The sequence below is a fragment of the Streptomyces sp. NBC_01296 genome (genome assembly GCF_035984415.1).
GTDB lineage: Bacteria > Actinomycetota > Actinomycetes > Streptomycetales > Streptomycetaceae > Streptomyces.
The window spans coordinates 128,777-153,355 of record NZ_CP130721.1; the positions used below are offsets into that span (position 1 = coordinate 128,777).

The window sequence follows — 24,579 nt, forward strand, 5'->3', positions numbered from 1 at the left end:
CCCGCGCGAGCGCGGCTGGACACAACCTCCAGAGCGCTTCTAGACCGGTTGACCAGGGTGGATGCGGACGAGTCGGCCCTTGGGGCACTGCCGCGCGTATGAGCCTCGACAACTTTTCTGGAAGGCATCGTGAAACGACTGTTGCAGACCGCGGCGGTGATCCTGATTGCAGGACTCCTCGCCCCCACGGCGGTGGCCGAGGAAGCCTCCTCCGCCGCCGACCGGCCCCTGCGGTTCGCCCTCCCGGGCTCGCCCTCCGCGCCGTCCGGAAAGGGCAGCTTCCGCTTCGGCGTCTCGAGCTCCGCCACCCAGATCGAGGACCAGAACACCAACACCGACTGGTACAAGTGGACCCAGCCCGTCGCCGACGGCGGCATGGGCAAGAGCCCCTTCGTCGGCGAGGGCGTCGACGGCTACACCCTCGCCGTCAAGGACATCGACCTCATCGCCGACCTGAAGGTCGACTCGTACCGCTTCGGCATCGAGTGGGCGCGCATCGAACCCAAGCGCGGCCAGATCGACGAGAAGGCGATCGCCCACTACAACGAGGTCATCGACGCCCTCGTCGCCCGTGGCATCCGCCCCGTCGTCACCATCCACCACTTCGCCAACCCGGTCTGGGTGGACGACCCCGACGACATCGCCTGCGCCCACGGCCCCTCCGACACCAACCTGTGCGGCCTCGACCACCCCCAGGGCGGCCCGCTCGTCGTCCAGGCCATGGCCGGCTACGCCAAGCTGCTGGCCGAGCGGTTCGGCGACCGGGTCCACGAGTGGGTGACCCTCAACGAGCCCGGCGTGTACATGCTGTTCTCGCACGCCTTCGGCGCCGGCCCGCCCGGCAAGGCCGACCTGCCCACCAACTTCGCCACGAAGTACGTGCCCGCCGTGCGCACCTACATCGACGCCCACGCCGCCATGTACAAGGCGATCAAGCAGGTCGACCCGCGCGCCAGCGTCGGCCTGACCGCCAGCGTCAAGCAGTACGAGGCCGTCCGCGACGGCAAGATCAGCACCGAGCCGCGCGACATCGCCGCCCGCGACCGCTTCCGCCGCTTCTTCGAGCTGAACTTCCTCGACTCGCTGCGCAACGGCACCTTCGACGCGAACTACGACGGCAAGCCCGACGAGCAGCACCCGGAGTGGAAGAACACCCTCGACTGGCTCGGCGTCCAGCTCTACGACCGCACCGGCGTCACCGACCCGACCACCCCCGGGCCGACCACCCTGCCCGTCATCAACGTCGACGTCTGCGGCGCCCCGCCCTGCTTCCCGCTCAAGGACCCGACGTACTTCGTGCCCGACATGGGCTACGAGTCCGACCCGCAGGGCCTCTACCCGGTCCTCAAGGACTTCAGCCGCCGCTACCAGGGCCTGCCCCTGATGGTCTCCGAGTCCGGCATCGCCACCGGCTCGGGCAAGCGCCGCGCCGAGTTCGTCGTCCGCGCCCTGGAGCAGATCCAGCGCGCCCGAACCGAGGGCGTCGACGTCCGCGGCTACTACCACTGGAGCCTGCTCGACAACTTCGAGTGGCTCGGCGGCTACAAGCCCCGCTTCGGCCTCTACGCCGTCGACCGCACCACCATGAAGCGCACCCCGACCGAGGCGGCCGGCGTGTACGCGTCCATCGCCGGGTCCCGCACCCTCAGCCGCGGCGTGCGCGCCGAGTACGGCGGCAGCGGCCCCCTGACCCCGGAGCCGGGCAGCACGCCCGCACCCGCCACCGGCGACCCGGCCGTCACCAACCGCAAGGACTGACGACCCGGGCCGGTGGCCCGTACCGACTCCGGCTCAAGCCGGTTTCCAGCCCCGCACCCGAGGCTGGCAGGGGCCGTCCGCCGCCGCGGGCGGCCCCCTTGTCTTATGCCGGCATTTCGGTTCAACGAGTTTCAAGGATGCCCAGATGAGCAACGCCCAGGTGAACAGCGGCGCCGCCGCACGCGTGCCCGCCGCGGACATTGCCGCCCGGCTGCGGGAGACGATCGCCGGACTCCTCGAGACCGGACCCGAAAAGGTGGACGAGCACCGCTCCCTGCGCGACCTGGGCATGACCTCGCTCACGATCATGGCGATGCTGAGCAGCGTCGCCGAATGGCTGGGACGACCCGTCCCCGCCTGGGTCGTGTGGCAGTACCCCACCGTGGCCGCCCTCGCCGGCCACCTCGCGGGCGACGAACGGCCCGCGGCGGCCGCCGTCGCGCCCGCCCGCGTGCGCACCCACACGCACGAGCCGATCGCCGTCGTCGGCCTCGGCTGCCGGCTGCCCGGCGGGATCGAGACCCCACAGGAGCTGTGGCAGAGCCTCCTCGACGGCATGGACGCCGTACGCGAAGTGCCCGGCGACCGCTGGAACGCCGACGACTGGCTCGCCACGGACCCCGACGCCCCCGGCCGGATGACCACCCGCTGGGGCGGCTTCCTCGACGACGTCGCCGGCTTCGACGCCGAACTGTTCCGCATCTCGCCCGCCGAGGCCCGCCAGATGGACCCGCAGCAGCGGATGATCCTCGAGACCGCCTGGGCCGCGATCGAGGACGCCCAGATCGTCCACGGCGACCTCGCGGGCAGCCGCACCGGCGTGTTCATCGGCACGATGGCGCAGGAGTACCACCTGGCCACCGGCGCCGACCCGCAGGACATCGCGACCCACTCCGCCGTCGGCTGGGACAACTCGATCATCCCGGCCCGCGTCGCCTACACCCTCGGCCTGCACGGCCCCGCCCTCGCCGTCGCCACCGCCTGCAGCTCCTCGCTGACCGCCACCCACCTCGCCGTCCAGAGCCTGCGCTCCGGCGAGTCCGACCTCGCACTGGCGGGTGGCGTCAACGTCATGCTCAGCCCGCACACCACCGTCGCCATGACGAAGTTCGGCGGCATGAACCCCGACGGCCAGTGCCGCGCCTTCGACGCCGACGCCGGCGGCTACGTACGCGGCGAGGGCTGCGGCATCGTCGTCCTGCGCCGCCTGTCCGACGCGCTCGCCGCGGGCGACCGCGTCTACGCGGTCATCCGCGGCAGCGCCGTCAACAACGACGGCGCCTCCAACGGGCTCACCGCGCCCAACCCGCAGGCCCAGGCAGACGTCCTGCGCGCCGCCTGGGACGACGCCTCCGTCGCCCCCCGGCACGTCTCGTACGTCGAGGCCCACGGCACCGGCACCCTCCTCGGCGACCCCATCGAAGCCGAGGCCCTGGGCACCGTCTTCGCCCCGGGCCGTGAGGAGCCTCTGCGGATCGGCTCGGCCAAGACCAACTTCGGGCACCTGGAGCCCGCGGCGGGCGTCGTCGGCCTGATGAAGACCGCCCTCGCCCTGCACCACGGCGAACTCCCCGCCAGCCTCCACTTCGAGACCCCCAACCCGCACATCGACTTCGACGCCAACCGCCTCGAAGTCGTCGCCGCCCGCCGCCCCTGGCCGCACGGAGGCCGCCGCTACGCCGGCGTCAGCGGCTTCGGCTTCGGCGGCACCAACGCCCACATCGCCCTCGAAGAGGCCCCGTACCGGCGGCGGATGCTCGTACCGCTCGCCGCCGACACCGACGAGGACCTGCGCGAGGCCGCCGAAGCCCTCACCACCCGCGCCGCCGGCAGCCACGGCTGGTACGCCCCCGAACTCCTCGCCCGCGCCACCGGCACCCGGCGCGTCGTCGCCGCCGTCAACCACCCCGACGAGCTCCCCGATGCCCTGCACGAGCGCCTCGACGCCCTCGCCGCCCGCACCCCGCGCAGGGCCGGCAGCCGCCCCGCGCTCGCCTTCTTCTTCTCCGGCCACGGCTCCCAGTGGCTCGGCATGGGCCGCGACCTGCTCGCCGAACCCGTCTTCCGGACCGCCCTCGACGCCTGCGACAGCGCGATCCACGACGTCACCGGCTGGTCCGTCGTCGAGGAGCTGCTCGCCGGGCCCGACGCCTCCCGGCTGGAGCGCACCGACGTGGTGCAGCCGGTCCTGTTCGCCGTCCAGGTCGCCCTCGCCCGCACCCTGGAGGCCTGGGGTCTGGAGCCCTGCACTGTCTTCGGCCAGAGCATCGGTGAGGTCGCCGCCGCCGTCGTCGCCGGCGCCCTGCCCCTCGACGAGGGCGCCCGCCTCATCGGCACCTGGTCACAGCTGATCGCCGAACGCGCCGCCGGCCACGGGGCCCTCCTCGTCTGCGAACTCCCGCTGGAGCAGGCCCGGGAGACCGCCGCCCGCCACGGCGCGATCTCCCTCGCCGGCCACCTCGCCCCCGGGCAGAGCGCCCTGTCCGGCCCGCTGGACGCCGTCGCCGCCCTGGAGCGCGAGCTCGCCGAGTCGGGTGTGCGCAGCCAGCGCGTGCACATCGACTACGCCTCCCACAGCGAGCAGCTCACCGACCTCGCCCCCGAACTGGAACGCCGCCTGGGCACCCTGCGCACCCGCGCCGCCGCCATCCCGTTCTGGTCGACCGTCACCAACGGCTTCACCGACGGCACCGGCCTCGACGCCGCCTACTGGGCCCGCAACATGTGCGCGCCCATGCTGATCGCCGAAGCCGTCACCGCCCTCGCCGCCATCGCCGACGAACGAGGCCTCGCCGTCGTCGAGATCGCCCCGCACCCCGTCGCCCGGCACTCCCTCAAGAGCACCCTGACCGCACTCGCCGAAGCCGGATCCGGCGCGGGCGGCGAGGGTACCCCGATCCCGGGCCCCTCCTGCGTGCTGGCCACCAGCCGCCGCGACCGCCCCGCCCGCCGCTCCCTCGAGGACGTCGCCGCCCGGCTGTGGTGCGCGGGCTACGACGTCGACTGGGGCGCCGTCACCGGCCGCCGCCGACAGCCCGCCGCCGCCGCTCCCGTCGCCGTGACCGTCTCCGGCAAGAGCCCCCGGGCCCTCGCCGCGAACGCCGCCCGCCTAGCGGACCGGCTGGCCGACGTCACCACCATCACCCTGCTGGACACCGCGTACACCGCCGCCGGCCGCCGCTCCCACCTCGAACACCGGGCCGTCGCCGTCGCCGCCTCCGCCCCCGAGGCCGCCGAGGCCCTGCGCGCCCTGGCCGCGGGGGCCCCGCACCCCGCCCTGGCCGAGGGCACCGCCCGCCCGGGCGACCTGGCGATGCTGTTCACCGGCCAGGGCAGCCAGCGGCTCGGCATGGGCCGCGCCCTCTACTCCGCGTTCGACGTGTTCCGCCAGGCCTTCGACGAGGTGTGCGCGGAGCTCGACCGGCACCTGCGGATGCCGCTCGTGGCCGTACTGTTCGCCGACCCCAAGGGCGTTGACGCGGCCCTCGTCCACGAGACCGAGTTCACCCAGCCCGCCCTGTTCGCCGTCGAGGTCGCCCTGTTCCGGCAGTGGCAGGCCTGGGGCGTCACCCCGCGCGTCCTGGCCGGGCACTCCGTCGGCGAACTCGCCGCCGCCCACGTGGCCGGAGTGATCGGCCTCCCCGACGCAGCCCGCCTCGTCGCCGCCCGCGGCCGCCTGATGCAGGCCTGCGAACGCGGCGGAGCCATGGCCTCCGTCGAGGCCTCCGAAGCCGAGGTGCTGGACGCCCTCACCGCGGCGGCCGCGGACGGCCGGATCTCGGTCGCCGGGCTCAACGGCCCCCGCCAGACCGTGGTCAGCGGCGACGCCGCCGCCGTCGAAGCCGTCGTCGCCCGCTTCCGCGACCAGGGCCGCCGCACCCGCCGGCTGGAGGTCTCCCACGCCTTCCACAGCCCGCACATGGACGCGATGCTCGACGCCTACCGGGACATCGCCGAGAACTGCGCCTTCCACGCCCCGCAGATCCCCCTCGTCTCCACCGTCACCGGCACCTGGATGGGCCCCGAACTCGCCCCCGGCGAGGGCCTGCGCGACGCCGGGTACTGGGTCCGCCAGGTCCGCGAAGCCGTCCGCTTCGTCGACGCGATGGCCACCCTGGAGCAGGCCGGCATCGCCCGCTACCTCGAATGCGGCCCCGCCGCCGTGCTCTCGGCGATGGGCGCCGGCTGCGTCGAGGCCGAGACGCCGTTCATCGCCTCCCAGCGCGCCGACGACACCGACCCGGCCCGCACCCTCGTCCAGGCACTGGGCGCGCTCCACGTCAGCGGCGAACCCGTCGACTGGTGCAAGGTGTTCACCGGAACCGGCGCCGCCGTCACCGACCTGCCCCCGTATGCCTTCCAGCGCGAGCGGCACTGGATCGACGCCCCCGACCGGGCCCGGCGCACCCGCCCCGCCGCAGACGACGCCCTGTGGCAGGCCGTCGCCGCCGGCGAGGCCGAACGCGTCGCCGAGGTCCTCGGCCTCTCCGACAGCGTCACCGACAGCTCCGCAGTCGCCGCCCTGTTGCCCCACCTCGCCGCCTGGCGCGAACGCCAGGACCACGCGGACACCATCGCCGACTGGCTCTACGAGGAAACCTGGCACCCCACCACCCCCACCCCCGCCGAGGCCCCGGGTGCCTCCGGTGGGCACTGGCTGGTGGTTGCGCCGTTCGCCGCACAGGAGCTTGCGGACGCCGTCGGGGGAGCCCTCACCGACAGCGGCGCGACCGTGCACCGGCTCCCGGCTCACGAGGACCGCACCGCGTACGCGGCCGCGCTGGCCGAGCTCGGCGACCGGCCGCTCAGCGGCGTGCTCGCCCTCACCCCGGCCGACACCACCGCGCACCCCGCCCACCCGGCCACCACCACCGGCGCCGCCCAGACGCTCGCCCTCGTCCAGGCCCTCGGCGACACCGCCGTCCGCGCCCCGCTCTGGATCGTCACCCAGGGCGCGGTCCACGCCGAACCGGCCGATCCCGCCCCCAGCCCCGAACAGGCCCTCGCCTGGGGCCTGGGCCACGTCATCGCCCTTGAGCACGGCGCCCGCTGGGGCGGTCTCGCCGACCTGCCCGCCGACCCCGCCCGGGCGCTGGCCACCGCCCCGCAGCTCGCCGCCGCCGTCACCACCGCCTCAGCCGAGGAACACCTCGCCCTGCGCCCCGGCGCCCGCTACGTCCGCAGGCTGCGCCGCGCCACCGTGCCGGCCGCCGCCCCCTTCACCCCCCGCGGCACCGTCCTGATCACCGGCGGCAGCGGAGCCCTCGCCGGGCACCTCGCCCAGCGGCTCGCCGAACGCGGCGCCGAACACCTCGTCCTCGTCTCCCGCCGCGGCCCCGCCGCCGAAGGCGCCGCCGAGCTCACCGCCCGCCTCGAAGCCGCCGGCGCCCGCGTCACCCTCGCCGCCTGCGACCTCACCGACCGGGAGCAGACCCGCCGCCTCCTGGCCGGCATCGACGCCGGGCAGCCGCCGCTGCGTGCCGTCTTCCACACCGCCGGCATCCTCGACGACCGGCTCATCGACCGCATCGACACCGGGGCCCTCGCCGCCTCCGCGGCCCCCAAACTCGGCGCGGCCCGCCTGCTCGCCGAACTCACCCGCGGACACGAGCTGGACGCCTTCGTCCTCTACTCCTCCGTCGTCGGCGTCCTCGGCAACCTCGGCCAGGCCAACTACGCCATGGCCAACGCCGCCCTCGACGCCTACGCCGCCACCCTGCGCGCCGACGGCGTGCCCGCCCTCAGCCTGGCCTGGGGCCCCTGGGCCGACGGCGGCATGACCCACGGAGCCGCCGAAACTCAGCTGCGCAGCGCCGGCCTCGCCCCCATGGGCGTCGCCCGCGCCCTGACCGCACTCGACGCCGCACTCGCCTGCGGCCGCTCCCTCGTCGTCGCCGACATCGACTGGCAGCGGGCCGCCGCCGGCTACACCGAATCCCGCCCGCGCCCCTTCCTCGACGAGATCCCCGAGGCCCGCGCCGCCCTGGAGGCCCGCACAGGCCCGGCCGCCGCCGCCGGCGACGACACGAATCCGTTCCTGAGCACCGTCGCGGACCTGCCCGAGGAGCAGCGCGAAGCCCACGTACGTGGCGTGCTCGCCGCCGAGGCGGCCGCCGTCCTCGGCGTCAAGAACCCCGACTCCCTCGACCCGGAACGCGGGTTCAAGGACCTCGGCTTCGACTCGATGATGTCCATCGCCTTCGCCGGCCGGGTCCAGCGGCGCACCGCCGTCACCACTCCCAAGACGCTCGTCTTCGACTGCCCCAACCTCCACACCGCCACCCAGTGGCTGCTCGCGAGGCTCGCCCCCGCCACGGCCGCCCCCGCCGCCGGCCGGCACGAGCCCCGGCCCGCCGGCCGCGCCGACGAGCCGCTCGCCATCGTCGGCGTCGGCCTGCGCATGCCCGGCGGCGCCCACGACCTCGACAGCCTCTGGACCGTCCTCGCCGAAGGCCGCGACACCGTCTCCACCGTGCCCGCGGACCGCTTCGACATCGACGCCTTCTACGACGCCGACCCCGACGCGGAAGGCCACACGTACACCCGCCACGCCTCCTTCCTCGGAGACGTCTCCCACTTCGACGCGGCCTTCTTCGGCATCAGCCCGCGCGAGGCCGAGCCGATGGACCCCCAGCACCGACTCCTCCTCGAAGCGGCCTGGAACTCCCTCGAGGACGCCGGGATCCGGCCCCGCGAACTGCGCGACTCCCGTACGGGCGTGTTCGTCGGCGCGGGCGTCGGCGAGTACGGCAAGTACCGCCAGAGCGGCGCCCCCGACACCTACACGCTGACCGGCACCCTGCCCAGCTTCAACGCGGGCCGCCTCTCCTACCACCTCGGCCTCCAGGGCCCGGCGCTGTCCGTGGACACCGCCTGCTCCTCCTCCCTCGTCGCCCTGCACCTGGCCTGCGAGGCGCTGCGCAGCGACGAGTGCGAACTCGCCCTGGCCGGCGGCGTCCAGGTCCTCGCCGACCCGGGCTCCTTCATCGCGCTCAGCCGCTCGCACGCCCTGGCCCCCGACGGCCGCAGCAAGACCTTCTCCGCCGACGCCGACGGCTACGGCCGCGGCGAGGGCGTCGGCGTCCTCGCCCTCATGCGGCTCTCGGACGCGCAGGCGCAGAACCGCACGGTCCTCGGCGTCGTCCGCGCCACCGCCGTCAACCACGACGGCGCCAGCAGCGGCATCACCGCCCCCAACGGCACCTCCCAGCAGAAGGTCGTCCGCGCGGCCCTCGACTCGGCCGGCCTCGCGCCCGCCGACGTCGACTACGTCGAATGCCACGGCACGGGCACCTCGCTGGGCGACCCGATCGAGGTGCAGGCGCTGGCCGCCGTCTACGGACAGGGCCGTACGCCCGGGCAGGAGCTGGGGCTCGGCACCGCCAAGAGCGTCATCGGCCACCTGGAGTCGGCGGCCGGTGTCGCGGGCGTCTGCAAGGTGCTCGCCTCCTTCCGGCAGGACGCCCTTCCGGCCACCCTCAACAGCTCCCCGCGCAACCCGAACATCGCCTGGGACGAACTCCCGGTCCGGGTCGTCGACTCGCTCACGGCCTGGGAGCGGGACGCATCGCGTCCGCGACGGGCGGGCGTGTCCTCGTTCGGCCTGAGCGGTACGAACGCCCACGTGGTCCTCGAAGAGCCGCCGACCGTGGCCACCCCGGCCCAGACGCCGCCGGCCGACGAGACCACCCCGTACCCGGTGGTGGTGTCGGGCCGGGACGAGGCGGCGCTGCGTGAGCAGGCCGGCCGTTGGGCCGACTGGCTCGGGGGTCGGACCGAGCTTCCGGTGGCCGATGTGGCGGTGACGGCTGCGCGGCACCGTTCGCACTTCGAGTCGCGGGCGAGCGTGGTTGCTGCGGACTCGCCGGGTCTGGCGGATGCGTTGCGTGCGCTGTCCGAGGGCCGCTCGCACGATGCGGTGGTCACGGGTTCGGCTGCGCGCCGCGGCAAGGTCGTGTTCGTGTACCCGGGCCAGGGCAGTCAGTGGGTGGGCATGGGCCGCGCGCTGCTGGCGGAGAACGAGACGTTCCGTCAGACCATTGATGCGTGTGATGTGGCGCTGCGTCCGTTCACGGGCTGGTCGGTGCGTGAGGTGTTGGCGGGTGAGGAGGGTGATCACCCGCCGTTCGAGCGGGTGGACGTGGTCCAGCCCGCGCTGTTCGCGATGGGTGTGGGTCTCTCCGCGGTGTGGCGTTCGCTCGGGGTCGAGCCTTCGGCCGTGGTCGGTCACTCGCAGGGTGAGGTGGTTGCCGCGGTGGTGAGCGGTGCTCTCACTTTGGAGCAGGGTTCTCAGATCGTGGCGCAGCGTTCCCAGGCGGTCCTCGCCTGCGCGGGCCAGGGCGGTATGGCGCTGATCGAGCGTCCGGTCGGCGAGGTCGAAGGGTTCGTGGCCCCGTACGGCGACGCCCTGTCGGTCGCGGCGGTCAACACGGCCGGCTCCACCGTCATCTCGGGTCAGGCCGAGGCGATCGTGAAGATCGTCGCGGAGCTGTCCGAGCAGAACATCTATGCCCGCAAGATCAATGTGGATTACGCGTCCCACAACGCCCAGATGGACCCCCTGCTGCCCGCTCTCGGGTCAGGCTTCGAGGGGATCGTTCCGCAGTCCGCGGACATCGCGTTCTACTCGACGGTGACCGGTCAGGTCGCGGAGGGCACGGAGCTGGACGGTGCGTACTGGTGCCGCAACCTGCGTGAGCCGGTCCGTTTCGACCGTGCCCTGAACCGGCTCCTCGATGACGGTCACGGTGTCTTCGTCGAAATCTCCGCCCACCCCGTCCTCTCCATGCCGCTGACCGACGGCAGCGCGGAGCGCGGCGGCATCGTCGTCGGCTCACTCAGCCGCCGTGACGGGACCCCGGCCCAGCTGCTGCGCAACCTCGGACTGCTCCACGTCCAGGGCCACGACCTCGACTGGGACCGCGTCCTCGGCGCCGGACATCTCGTACCGCTGCCCTCGTACGCCTTCCAGCGTGAACGGTTCTGGCTCCCCGTCCCGAAGGCGTCCGGCGACGCCGGCTCCCTCGGCCTCGAGGCCTCCCGGCACCCCTGGCTCGGCGCGGCCATCGAACTGGCCGACGGCGACACCCACGTCTTCACCGGGCGCCTGTCCCTCGCCGACCACCCCTGGCTGCGTGACCACACCGTCTTCGGATCCGTCATCGTCCCCGGCACCGGCCTGCTCGAACTGGCCACCGCCGCCGCCCACGAAGCCGGAGCCGTCGGCATCGCCGAGCTCACCCTCGCCGAGCCGCTGGTGATCGAGGACGCCGTACGCCTCCAGATCACCGTGGGCGCCCCGCAGCACGGCCGCCGCCCCATCACCCTCCACAGCCGCCCCGACGGCTCCGACCGCCCCTGGACCCGGCACGCGACCGGCGAGCTGCTGCTCGACCCCGCCCCCGTCCCCGACGGCGGCGCCGATCCTGCCCGCGACGGGTTCACCGAGCTCCGCGGCTGGCCGGTGGACGGAGCCGAGCAGCTCGCACTCGACGGCTTCTACGACCGCTTCGGCGCTCAGGGCATCGACTACGGCCCCGCCTTCAGGGGCCTGACGGAGCTGTGGCGCAAGGGCAGCACCGCGTACGGCCTCGTCCGCCTGCCCGACCTGGCGGCGGGCGCCGAATACAACGTGCACCCGGCCCTCCTCGACACCGCCCTGCACGTGATGAAGGGCGCGACGGACGGACAGGAGGAGCCCGAGGGAGCACTCCTGCCGTTCGAATGGACCGACGTCGAGCTGTTCGCGGCCGGCAGCGGCGAACTCCGCGTCCGCATCGACGTCGAGCAGTCCGCCTCGGGCCAGTCGATCAAGGTCTGGGCCGCCGACGCGACGGGCTCGCCCGTCGCCCGCGTCGGCGCGCTCCACCTGCGCCGGGCCACCGCCGACCAGCTGCGCGCCGCCCGCACCTCCGGCGCCGAGGACCTGCACCGGCTCGCGTTCCAGCCCGTACCGGCCGCCCAGGCCGACGGCGGCACCCGTACGGCCGGTCTCGTCCTCGGCGGCTCCGGCGAACTCGCCTCCCTGCTCGGCGTCGAGGCGGTGTCCGGCGCCGATACCCTGGCCGCCCGCCTGGCGACGGGCCCGGCACCCGCCCGCATCGTCGTGGACACGACCGGCCGGACCTCCGCCATGAGCGCGTCCGAGGCCGTGTTCCGCGGCGGCGAGTACGTACTCGGCCTGCTCCAGGCCCTGCTGGCCGACGAGCGGCTGTCCGCCACCGAGCTCGTCTTCGTCACCCGCGGCAGCATCGGCGCCGCGGACGGGGACCCGCTCGACGGGCTCGCGTACGCACCCCTGTGGGGCCTGGTCAGGACTGCACGCGCCGAACACCCCGAGCGGACACTGCGCCTGGTCGACCTCGGCCGGGAAGCCGATGCCGGGCCCGCCGGTGCCAAGGTTGCGCTCGAAGCCGCCCTGGCCCGCACCGACGAACCGGAACTCGCCCTGCGCGGCGGGCAGCTGCTGGCCGCCCGCCTGGTCAAGGCCGATCGGACCGCCGGCGCCGGCGAGGTCCGCCGGCTGGACCCGCAGGGCACCGTGCTCATCACGGGCGGTGCCGGCGAACTCGGCCGCGAAGTCGCCCGCCACCTGGTCCGCAGGCACGGCGTCCGGCACCTCGTCCTCACCTCGCGGCGTGGCGCCGAGGCGCCCGGAGCCGCGGAACTCATACGTCAGCTGAAGGAAGAAGGCGCGGAATGCGTACGCGTGGAGGCCTGTGATGTCGGTCGTCGGGATGACGTGGCGAAGGTGCTCGGTCTTGCTGAGGAGGCTCGGCCCTGGACGGCGGTCCTCCATCTCGCGGGCGTCCTGGACGACGGTGTCCTCCTCGGGCAGGACGCGGAGCGGCTCGCCCGTGTGATGGAACCCAAGATCACCGGCGCCGTCCACCTCGACGAGCTGACCGCAGGCCTCGACCTCGCAGCCCTCGTGTTCTTCTCCTCCGCGGCCGGCACCATCGGCACGGCAGGACAGAGCATCTACGGCGCGGCCAACGTCGGCCTCGACGCGTACGCGGCCCGCCGCCGCGCCGAGGGACGGCCGGTCACCAGCCTCGCCTGGGGCCTGTGGCACCAGGCCGGCGTCGGCATGACCTCGCACCTCGGCAGGACCGAACTGGAGCGGATGCGCCGCCAGGGCATCGCCCCGCTCTCCTTCGCCCACGGTCTGGGCCTGCTGGACGCGGCGCTCGCCCACCCGGCGGGCAACTTCGTACCCGTCAACCTCGACCTGCGGGCCGCGCAGAGCGAGGTGGACCAGGGCAAGGCCGCGCCCGCCCTGTTCCGGTCCCTCGTACGGGCCCGGCTGCGCCGCGCCGAACCTGCGGCCGCGGCCGCCGCCGGCGGGCCGGCAGGGCTGCGCGAGCGGATGCTGGCCGTGGCCGACGACCAGCGGGCCGACTTCGTCACGGAGCTGGTGCTGCGCGAGGTGGCCGCCGTACTGGGCCTGAACTCGACGGCATCCCTCTCCCCGCAGGAGGTCCTCAAGGGCCTCGGGCTCGACTCGCTGATGGCGGTCGAGCTGCGCCGGCGGCTGGGGACCGAGAGCGGGGTCCCGCTGCCCGCGACCCTCGCCTTCGACCACCCGACGCCCGAGCACATCACCCGGCTGATCCTGAGCCGGCTGGACCTGCCCGCGCCGGCGCCGGCGGGAACCGGGGCCGACAGCGCCGCAGCGGTACCCGACACGGCCGGACTGGACGCCCTCGAGACCGGAGATTTCGGCGCCGAGGGGGTCGACGAGCGGTCGGTGGACGACATCAACGCCGAGCTCGACGCCCTGTTCGCGGCGGAGGGCTTCGGCCTGGACTAGCCGAGGCTGCTCGGGACACCAGGTCACGTTGACCGGGGCTCGAGCGGCCACCGATTGGCTGATCGGGTCCCCGTGTTGTGTTCACGGGGACCTGAAAGCTCGCGGTGGCCGCGCAGAGAGGCTCGATGGTGTCGAATACAAACCAGGACCGGATGCAGGCCGCCCTGCCAGCGATTCGCGCGCTGCAGAAGCGTGCGGCGGACCTCGAGGCGAAGCAGTCCGAGCCGATCGCGGTCGTGTCGATGGCCTGCCGTCTCCCTGGAGGCATCGACACCCCCGAGGGCTTCTGGGAGCTGCTCGCCTCGGGCGGTGACGCGGTGGGCGGCCTGCCGGACCGCTGGAGCGGGCTCGACCTGTACGACCCCGACCCGGAGGCCGTCGGCAAGACGTACTCCCAGGACGGCGGGTTCCTCGACCGCGTCGAGGACTTCGACGCCCCGTTCTTCGGCATCTCGCCGCGCGAGGCCGTCTCGATGGATCCCCAGCAGCGTCTGGTGCTCGAAGCGTCCTGGGAGGCGCTGGAGCGGGCGGGCATCCGGCCCGACTCGCTGGTGGAGAGCCGTACGGGCGTCTACCTCGGCACCATGAGCTCCGACTACGGCCACCTGGGCCGTGACCTGGACGCCCTCGACGGGTACGTGAGCACGGGCAAGGCATCGAGCGTGGTTTCGGGCCGCGTCTCCTACACCCTGGGTCTTCAGGGCCCGGCGGTGACCGTGGACACCGCCTGCTCCTCCTCGCTGGTCGCCCTGCACCTGGCGGTGCAGGCCCTGCGGCAGGGCGAGTGCGAACTCGCCCTCGCGGGCGGCGTCACGATCATGAGCGCCCCTTCCCTCTTCGTGGAGTTCTCCCGTCTGAAGGGCATGGCGGCGGACGGCCGCTGCAAGTCGTTCTCGGCGCAGGCCGACGGCGCGGGCTGGGCCGAGGGCGTGGGCGTCATCGCACTGAAGCGCCTGTCGGCCGCCCAGCGGGACGGCGACCGCGTCCTGGCCGTGATCCGCGGTTCGGCGGTCAACCAGGACGGTCGCAGCCAGGGTCTGACCGCCCCGAACGGCCCGTCCCAGCAGCGGGTGATCCAGGACGCGCTGGAGGCCGCCCGCCTGACCCCGGCCGACATCGACGCGGTCGAGGCGCACGGCACCGGCACCTCACTGGGCGACCCGATCGAGGCGGGCGCGCTCGCCGAGGTCTTCGGCCCGGGACGCGAACCCGGCCGTCCCGTCTACCTCGGTTCGTCCAAGTCGAACATCGGGCACGCGCAGGCGGCCGCCGGTGTCATAGGCGTGATCAAGATGGTCCTCGCGCTGGAACACGGGCTGCTCCCGAAGACCCTGCACGCCGAAGACCCGACTCCGCTCATCGAGTGGGAGCGCAGCGGCCTCGAGCTGCTGAACGAGGCACAGCCGTGGGAGCAGGGCGCGGAGCGCAAGCGCCGCGCGGGTGTGTCGTCGTTCGGTCTGAGCGGTACGAACGCGCACGTGGTGCTGGAGGAGGCCCCGCAGGCGAAGGCGGCCGCCGACCCGTCGGTGGAGCGGCCGTCCGGGCCGGTTCCGGTGGTGGTGTCGGGTCGTGACGAGGCGGCGCTGCGTGAGCAGGCCGGTCGTTGGGCGGACTGGCTCGGGGGCCGTTCCGAGGTTCCGGTGGCGGATGTGGCGGTGACGGCTGCGCGGCATCGTTCGCACTTCGAGTCGCGGGCGAGCGTGCTCGCCGCCGATTCGGCGGGGCTGGTGGATGCGTTGCGTGCGCTGTCCGAGGGCCGCTCGCACGATGCGGTGGTCACGGGTTCGGCTGCGCGCCGCGGCAAGGTCGTGTTCGTCTATCCGGGCCAGGGTTCGCAGTGGGTTGGCATGGGCCGCGCGCTCCTTGCGGAGAACGAGACGTTCCGTCAGACCATTGATGCGTGTGATGTGGCGCTGCGTCCGTTCACGGGCTGGTCGGTGCGTGAGGTGTTGGCGGGTGAGGAGGGTGATCACCCGCCGTTCGAGCGGGTGGACGTGGTCCAGCCCGCGCTGTTCGCGATGGGCGTGGGTCTCTCCGCTGTCTGGCGTTCGCTCGGGGTCGAGCCTTCGGCCGTGGTCGGTCACTCGCAGGGTGAGGTGGTGGCCGCGGTGGTGAGCGGTGCTCTCACTTTGGAGCAGGGTTCTCAGATCGTGGCGCAGCGTTCCCAGGCGGTTCTGGCGTGTGCGGGTCAGGGCGGTATGGCTCTGATCGAGCGTCCGGTCGCCGAGGTCGAGGAGTTCATCGCGCCTTACGGGCAGGCTCTCTCGGTCGCGGCCGTGAACACGGCGGGCTCGACCGTGATTTCCGGTCAGGCGGATGCGATCGTGAGCATCGTCGCGGAGCTGTCGGAGCAGAACATCTACGCCCGCAAGATCAATGTGGATTACGCGTCCCACAACGCGCAGATGGACCCGCTGCTGCCCGGTCTTGCGGCGGGCTTCGAGGGGCTGGTTCCGACCGGGACGGACATCGCGTTCTACTCGACGGTGACCGGCAAGGTCGCCGAGGGTGCCGAGCTCGATGGCGGGTACTGGTGCCGCAACCTGCGGGAGCCGGTCCGTTTCGACCGTGCGCTCAACCAGCTCCTCGACGACGGTCACGGCGTCTTCGTGGAGATCTCCGCGCATCCCGTCCTCTCCATGCCGCTGACCGACGGCAGTGCTGAGCGCGGTGGCATTGTCGTGGGTTCGCTGGCCCGTGAGCACGGTGAGCCGTCCCAGTTGCTCCGCAACCTCGGCCTCCTCCACGTCCAGGGGCACACCCTCGACTGGACCCGCGTCCTCGGCACCGGCGCCGGCGCCGGCACCGGCGCCGAGAACCTCGTCCACCTCCCGACGTACGCCTTCCAGCGCGAGCGCCACTGGCTCGAGTCCGACCAGCGCGCAGGCGATGCAGGCTCGCTCGGACTGACCGCCTCGGCGCACCCGTGGCTCGGCGCCGCCACCGCGCTCGCCGACGGCGAGGGGTACCTGTTCACCGGGCGTCTTTCCACAGCTCAGCACCCGTGGCTCAGGGAGCACGCCGCCTTCGGCACGGCCCTCGTGCCCGGCACCGGACTCCTCGAACTCGTGCTGACCGCCGCCCACCACGTCGGTGCGCCCGGGGTCGCCGAACTCGCCCTCACCGAGCCGCTGCTGCTCGGCGCGGAAGGAGCCGTCCGCCTCCAGGTCGCCGTCGGCGCCCCGGACAGCGCCGGCCACCGCCCCGTCGCGGTCTACAGCCTCCCCGAGAACGCGCCCGACGACGCACCGTGGCGCCAGCACGCGGCCGGCGCCCTGGCCCACGCCCCGGCCGCCGACCCCGACACCTTCGCCGAGCTGGCCCAGTGGCCGGTCCCCGGCACCGAGCGCGTCGACCTCGACGGCTTCTACGACCGCCTCCGGGCGCGCGGCCTGGACTACGGGCCTGCGTTCCAGGGTCTGACCGAGCTCTGGCGTGACGGCGACACCGCGTACGGTCTGGTCCGTCTCCCCGACGGCCTCAAGGCCGACGACTTCGGCGTTCACCCCGCCCTCCTCGACGCCGCCCTGCACGCGCTGGTCGGCGTCCAGGACACCGCCACGGGCGGCGACGGTTCGCAGGTCCTGCTGCCGTTCGAGTGGACCGGCGTCGAGCTCCTCGCCGCAGGTGCCACCGAGCTCCGCGTACGCGTCGCACTCGACACCCGGCAGAACAGCGTGCGCGTCACCGCGACCGACCCGTCCGGTCGGCCCGTCGCGCACGCCGACGGACTCCAGCTGCGTGCCGCCGGCGCCGAACAGCTTCGGGTCACCGAGACCGTCGACCACCTCTACCAGGTCGCCTTCCAGGCCCTGCCCGTACGGGAGGACGCGCCGGACGGACTGACCTGGGTCCTCGGCGACGACGCGTTCGGCTTCTCGGCCGCCCACTCCGACACGGACACGCTGCTCGGCGCCCTTGACACGGACGGGGACACCCCCGCCCGCATCCTCGTCGACGCGACCCGCCCCGTTGGGGCAACGGCCCTCGACGAGGCCACCGCAGCGCTGGAACTGGCGCAGCAGCTGCTGACCGAACCCCGCCTGGAACAGATCGAGTTGATCTGGCTGACCCGAGGCGCGGTGGCCGCCGGCGGCCCTGTGAGCGACCTCGCCCGCGCGGGACTCTGGGGACTGCTGCGCGCGGCCCGCGGGGAGCACACCGAGCGCACGGTCCGGCTCATCGACATCGATGCCGATCCGGGCGCCGTCGCGGCGGACGTGGCACGTGCCCTGCTGGTCTCCGGTGAGCCGGAGGTCGCCGTACGGGGTGGTGAGCTGCTGGTGGCGCGTCTGGTGCGTGCGGAGGCTGGTGGCACGCTGCCGGAGTTCGCGGCTGACGGGTCGGTGCTGGTCACAGGTGGTACGGGTGAGCTGGGCCGGTCGGTGGCCCGTCACCTGGTCGCCGTACACGGTGTGCGTCACCTGGTGCTGACTTCGCGGCAGGGCCCGGACGCGCCGGGTGCGGCCGGGCTCGCGTCCGAGCTGGAGGCGGCGGGTGCGCAGAGCGTGCGGATCGTCGCGGCGGACGTCTCCGACCGTGCTCAGGTCATGGGTCTGCTCGCGGACACGGACCGTCCGTGGACGGGCGTCTTCCACCTGGCTGCGATCCTGGACGACGGTCTGCTGGTGTCCCAGGATGCCGGGCGTCTGGCCCGTGTCTGGGGTCCGAAGGCCGAGGCGGCCTGGCACCTGCACGAGCTGACGCAGGGCCTGGACCTGGCCGCGTTCGTTCTGTTCTCTTCCGCCGCCGGTGTTCTGGGCGGCGCCGGGCAGAGCAACTACGCTGCGGCGAACACGTACCTGGATGCCCTGGCTACGCACCGGCGTGGCTCGGGTCTGCCCGCGACGAGCGTGTCGTGGGGTCTGTGGCAGCAGGCCGGCCACGGTCTGACCGCCACCCTCGGCCAGGCCGAACTCGCCCGGCTCCGCCGCCAGGGCGTCGCCGCCCTCAGCGCACCGCAGGGCCTGGCCGCCCTGGACGCGGCCCTTGCCTCCGCACAGCCGCACCTGGTTCCCGTACGCCTCGAACTCGCCTCGCTCCAGCGCGAACTGGATGGGGGAGGGGCCGTCCCCGCGCTCTTCCGGAGTCTGCTGCGCGCCCGCCGCCAGCGGGCCGGCCAGGCCGGCGCCACGCCGGGCGGACTGCTCGATCAGCTGGCCGCGCTGGCGGAGGCCGAGCGGCTGCCGTCGCTGGTCCGGCTCGTCCAGCGCGAGGCGGCCGTGGTCCTCGGAGTCTCCGGCGCCGAGGGCATCGGAGCCCAGCAGGTCCTGAAGGAACTGGGCATCGACTCCCTGATGGCGGTCGAGCTGCGCCGCCGCCTGTCGTCCGAGACGGGCATCTCCCTCCCGTCGACCCTCGCCTTCGACTACCCCACGCCCACCGCCATCGCCGGACTGCTCCTGGACAAGCTGGCGCCGGGCGACCAGCCGAAGCAGAAGGCGGCGCCCGCACGGCGTTCCTCCGCTGCCGACGAGGCGATCGCCGTCGTGTCGATGGCCTGCCGCCTGCCCGGCGGCATCGACACCCCGGAGGCCTTCTGGGACCTCCTCGCCTCCGGCGGTGACGCGGTCGGCGGCCTGCCGGACCGGTGGACCGGACTCGACCTGTACGACCCCGACCCGGACGCGGTCGGCAAGAGCTACTCCCGAGAAGGCGGCTTCATCGAGGACATCGAGCGCTTCGACGCCTCGTTCTTCGGCATCTCGCGGCGCGAGGCCGTCTCGATGGACCCGCAGCAGCGGATGGTCCTGGAGGCCTCGTGGGAGGCCCTCGAACGGGCGGGCATCCGCCCGGACGGCCTGACGGAGAGCCGCACGGGCGTCTACCTCGGCACGATGACCTCCGACTACGGCCACCAGGGCCGCGATCTGGACGCCCTCGACGGCTACACCAGCACCGGTTACGCGAGCAGTGTCGTGTCCGGCCGCGTCTCGTACGCGCTGGGCCTGCAGGGCCCGGCCGTCACCGTGGATACCGCCTGCTCCTCTTCCCTCGTCTCCATCCACCTCGCCGCCACCGCCCTGCGTCAGGGCGAGTGCGAACTCGCCCTCGCCGGCGGTGTGACGGTGATGAGCACGCCCCGCCTGTTCGTGGAGTTCTCCCGTCTGAAGGGCATGGCCCCCGACGGCCGCTGCAAGTCCTTCTCCGCCCTCGCCGACGGCGCGGGCTGGTCGGACGGTGTCGGCATCCTCGTCCTGAAGCGGCTGTCGGCCGCGCAGCGCGACGGTGACCCGGTCCTGGCCGTGATCCGTGGTTCGGCGGTGAACCAGGACGGTCGCAGCCAGGGTCTGACGGCCCCGAACGGGCCGTCGCAGCAGCGGGTGATCCAGGATGCGCTGGAGGCCGCCCGCCTCACCCCGGCCGACATCGACGCTATCGAGGCGCACGGCACCGGCACCCCGCTCGGCGACCCCATCGAGGCCGGAGCCCTGGCCGAGGTCTTCGGCCCGGACCGTGACGCACAGCGCCCGGTCTACCTCGGCTCCTCGAAGTCCAACATCGGCCACGCCCAGGCCGCGGCGGGTGTCACCGGTGTCATGAAGATGGTCCTCGCGCTCCAGCACGAGACCCTGCCCAAGACCCTGTACGCCGACGAGCCGAGCCCCCACATCGAGTGGGACGGCAGCGGACTGGAACTCCTCAACGAAGCCCGCCCGTGGGAACGGGAGGGCGCGCGCCTGCGCCGCGCGGGTGTGTCCTCGTTCGGCCTGAGCGGTACGAACGCGCACGTGGTGCTGGAGGAGGCCCCGAAGGCGGCGTCCGTCCAGGCCGCCGAGCAGCCGTCCGGGCTGCCGGTTCCGGTGGTGGTGTCGGGTCGTGACGAGGCGGCGCTGCGTGAGCAGGCCGGTCGTTGGGCGGACTGGCTCGGGGGCCGTTCCGAGGTTCCGGTGGCGGATGTGGCGGTGACGGCTGCCCGGCACCGTTCGCACTTCGAGTCGCGGGCAAGTGTCGTTGCTGCGGACTCGGCGGGTCTGGTGGACGCGCTGCGTGCGCTGTCTGACGGCCGCTCGCACGATGCGGTCGTGACCGGGGCTGCGCTGGAGCGCGGCAAGGTCGTGTTCGTGTATCCCGGCCAGGGTTCGCAGTGGGTGGGCATGGGCCGCGCGCTGCTGGCGGAGAACGAGACGTTCCGTCAGACCATTGATGCGTGTGATGTGGCGCTGCGTCCGTTCACGGGCTGGTCGGTGCGTGAGGTGTTGGCGGGTGAGGAGGGTGATCACCCGCCGTTCGAGCGGGTGGACGTGGTCCAGCCCGCGCTGTTCGCGATGGGTGTGGGTCTCTCCGCGGTGTGGCGTTCGCTCGGGGTCGAGCCTTCGGCCGTGGTCGGTCACTCGCAGGGTGAGGTGGTTGCCGCGGTGGTGAGCGGTGCTCTCACTTTGGAGCAGGGTTCTCAGATCGTGGCGCAGCGTTCCCAGGCGGTCCTCGCCTGCGCGGGCCAGGGCGGTATGGCGCTGATCGAGCGTCCGGTCGGCGAGGTCGAAGGGTTCGTGGCCCCGTACGGCGACGCCCTGTCGGTCGCGGCGGTCAACACGGCCGGCTCCACCGTCATCTCGGGTCAGGCCGAGGCGATCGTGAAGATCGTCGCGGAGCTGTCCGAGCAGAACATCTATGCCCGCAAGATCAATGTGGATTACGCCTCCCACAACGCGCAGATGGACCCGCTCCTCCCGGCACTTGCGTCCGGCTTCGAAAGCGTGGTCCCGACCGGGACGGACATCGCGTTCTACTCGACGGTGACCGGCAAGGTCGCAGGCGGTACGGAACTGGACGGCGCGTACTGGTGCCGCAACCTGCGTGAGCCGGTCCGCTTCGACCGGGCCCTGAACCAGCTCCTCGACGACGGCCACGGTGTCTTCGTCGAAATCTCCGCCCACCCCGTCCTCTCCATGCCGCTGACCGACGGCAGCGCCGACCACGGCGGCATCGTGGTCGGGTCCCTGGCCCGTGAGCACGGCGAGCCGTCCCAGCTCCTCCGTAACCTCGGTCTGCTCCACGTCCAGGGCCACGACCTCGACTGGGACCGTGTCCTCGGCGCCGGGAATCTCGTGCCGCTGCCCTCGTACGCGTTCCAGCGCGAGCACTTCTGGATGGACACCCCGAAGTCCTCGGGCGATGTCCGCGGAGTCGGGCTCGACGTGTCCGAGCACCCGTGGCTGGGTGCCGTCACGGCGCTCGCCGACGGCGAGGGGCACGTCTTCACCGGCCGCCTCTCCGCAGCTCAGCACCCGTGGCTCAAGGAGCACGCCGCCTTCGGCACCGTGCTCGTCCCCGGTACGGGTCTGCTGGAGCTGGCGCTTACCGCCGCGCATCACGTCGGTGCCGAGTCGGTCGAGGAACTCACGCTCCTGGAGCCGATGACGCTCTCCGAGGACTCTGTTCTTCGCCTCCAGGTCGCGGTGGGTGCCCCGGACAGCGCGGGCCGTCGTCCGGTCAACGTCTACAGCCGGCCGGAAGGAAGCGACGCCGACTGGCGGCGCCATGCCACCGGTGAGCTCGCCGAGACCGCTGATGCGACGACGGCCGACCCCGACTCAGAGGTCTTTGCGGAGCTGGCCCAGTGGCCGGTTCCCGGTGCCGAGCGCGTCGACCTCGACGGTTTCTACGAGGGTTTCCGCGCCCGTGGCCTGGACTACGGTCCGGCGTTCCAGGGCCTGACGGAGCTCTGGAGGCAGGGCGACACCGCGTACGGGCTGATCCGTCTGCCCGAAGGTCTCAAGGCCGACGACTTCGGTGTTCACCCTGCCCTCCTCGACGCCGCCCTGCACACCCTCATGGGCGTACGCGGCCAGGACGCGAGCGACCAGAAGGTGCTGCTCCCGTTCGAGTGGACGGGCGTCGAACTGCTGGCAGCCGGAAGCACCGGACTGCGCGTACGCATCGACCTCGACGACAGCCGCACCAACACCCGCATCTGGGCAGCCGACCCGGCCGGACAGCCCGTCGTACGGGCCCGCGGTCTCGCGATCCGCGAGGCCGGCGCCGAGCAGATCCGGGCCGGCGAGCGCGCCGAGCACCTCTACCGCGTCGAATTCGCCGCACCCCGTGCGCTCCAGTACGAGGACGCCGCGGCGGGCGGCACATGGCTTCTCGGCGACAACGCCGGGATGTCCGAATCACTGGAGGCCCAACATGTGGCTGATGTGGATGTGCTCCTGGCCCAAATCGACAAGCAGGGGGAGGCTCCCCTTCGCCTGGTCGTCGATGCCACACGAGCAGCGTCACAGGGTGGTCCGACCGCAGGCGAAGGCTCTGCGCACGGCGCGCAGCAGCTGACCGCTTCTGCCCTGGAAACCCTGCAGCGCCTGCTGGCGGAGCACCGGCTGGAATCGACCGAGCTCGTCTGGGTGACCCGCTCGGCCGTGGACGCGGGCGACGGCGTGACCGACCTGGCTCAGGCCCCGCTGTGGGGTCTGGTCAGGGCGGCGCGCGCCGAGCACGCCGACCGGGTGATCCGCCTCGTCGACCTCAGCGCCGACGGCATGGGAGACGGCGTCCTGCTGGCGCGGGCCGTGTCCGCCACCGGTGAGCCGGAGGTCGCCGTACGGGGTGGTGAGCTGCTGGTGGCGCGTCTGGTGCGTGCGGAGGCTGGTGGCACGCTGCCGGAGTTCGCGGCTGACGGGTCGGTGCTGGTCACAGGTGGTACGGGTGAGCTGGGCCGGTCGGTGGCCCGTCACCTGGTCGCCGTACACGGTGTGCGTCACCTGGTGCTGACTTCGCGGCAGGGCCCGGACGCGCCGGGTGCGGCCGGGCTCGCGTCCGAGCTGGAGGCGGCGGGTGCGCAGAGCGTGCGGATCGTCGCGGCGGACGTCTCCGACCGTGCTCAGGTCATGGGTCTGCTCGCGGACACGGACCGTCCGTGGACGGGCGTCTTCCACCTGGCTGCGATCCTGGACGACGGTCTGCTGGTGTCCCAGGATGCCGGGCGTCTGGCCCGTGTCTGGGGTCCGAAGGCCGAGGCGGCCTGGCACCTGCACGAGCTGACGCAGGGCCTGGACCTGGCCGCGTTCGTTCTGTTCTCTTCCGCCGCCGGTGTTCTGGGCGGCGCCGGGCAGAGCAACTACGCTGCGGCGAACACGTACCTGGATGCCCTGGCTACGCACCGGCGTGGCTCGGGTCTGCCCGCGACGAGCGTGTCGTGGGGTCTGTGGCAGCAGGCCGGCCACGGTCTGACCGCCACCCTCGGCCAGGCCGAACTCGCCCGCATGCGCCGGCGCGGCATCGCCGCCCTCAGCGAGAAGCAGGCCCTGGCCGCCCTGGACACCGCCCTTGCCTCCGCACGGCCGCACCTGGTGCCCGTACGCCTCGAACTCACGCCGCTGCAACGCGAGCTGGACAACGGGGCCGACGTCCCGGCCCTGCTGCGCGGGCTGCTGCGCGCACCGCGCAAGCGGGCGGGCAGCGAGGCGTCGACCGGTGCGGGCGGGCTGCGCGAGCAGCTGACCGCACTGCCGGAAGCCGAGCGGCTGCCCTCCCTCACCCAGCTGGTGCAGCGCGAGGCGGCCGTGGTGCTCGGCGCCTCCGGCGCGGCGGGCATCGGGGCCCAGCAGGTCCTGAAGGAGCTCGGCATGGACTCGCTCATGGCGGTCGAGCTGCGGCGTCGCCTGTCGGCCGAGACCGGGGTCTCACTGCCGTCCACGCTCGCCTTCGACTACCCCACCCCCACGGCCATCGCCGGCCTCCTCCTGGACCGGCTGGCCGTCGGGTCCGGGGGAGCGGCACGGACCGGACAGCGCGTGACGAAGAACCAGATCGACAACCTCGTGGAACTCCTGCGTTCCGCGGCACCGAAGCAACTCGAGGAGCAGGGCCTGGCCGCAGCGCTCGTGGCCCTGCGGGACGGCCTGGCCAAGGCCGCCGCCGCGTCCGGCGTGGCCGAAGCCGAGCCCGAAACCGAGCTCGGCGGCGACAGCACCGATGACCTCTTGCAGTTCCTGGATCGCAAGCTTGGAGTGAGTGAATGAGCGCGTCTGAAGTCGAGAAGCTGGAAAAGCTCGAGGCGTACCTGC

Annotated in this window: 3 protein-coding genes; all 3 read left to right on the forward strand. The window is 73.2% G+C overall.

The window, feature by feature from the left end; translation table 11 throughout:
• Positions 1–129: 129 nt before the first annotated feature.
• The 3 genes from OG299_RS41035 to OG299_RS41045 all read left to right on the forward strand — a co-directional run bounded on the left by OG299_RS41035 (position 130) and on the right by OG299_RS41045 (position 24,534).
• Complete coding sequence (locus OG299_RS41035) at positions 130–1,758, forward strand: glycoside hydrolase family 1 protein (RefSeq protein WP_327364785.1); 1,629 nt, start codon at positions 130–132, stop codon at positions 1,756–1,758.
• A gap of 145 nt (positions 1,759–1,903) precedes the next feature.
• The gene (locus OG299_RS41040; protein ID WP_327364786.1) at positions 1,904–13,570 is read left to right on the forward strand and encodes an SDR family NAD(P)-dependent oxidoreductase; all 11,667 of its coding nucleotides are present in this window, start codon (positions 1,904–1,906) and stop codon (positions 13,568–13,570) included.
• Between the two features lie 125 nt (positions 13,571–13,695).
• Positions 13,696–24,534, forward strand: coding sequence for a type I polyketide synthase (locus OG299_RS41045; protein ID WP_327364787.1), 10,839 nt, complete (start codon positions 13,696–13,698; stop codon positions 24,532–24,534).
• The last annotated feature ends 45 nt before the right edge of the window (positions 24,535–24,579 follow it).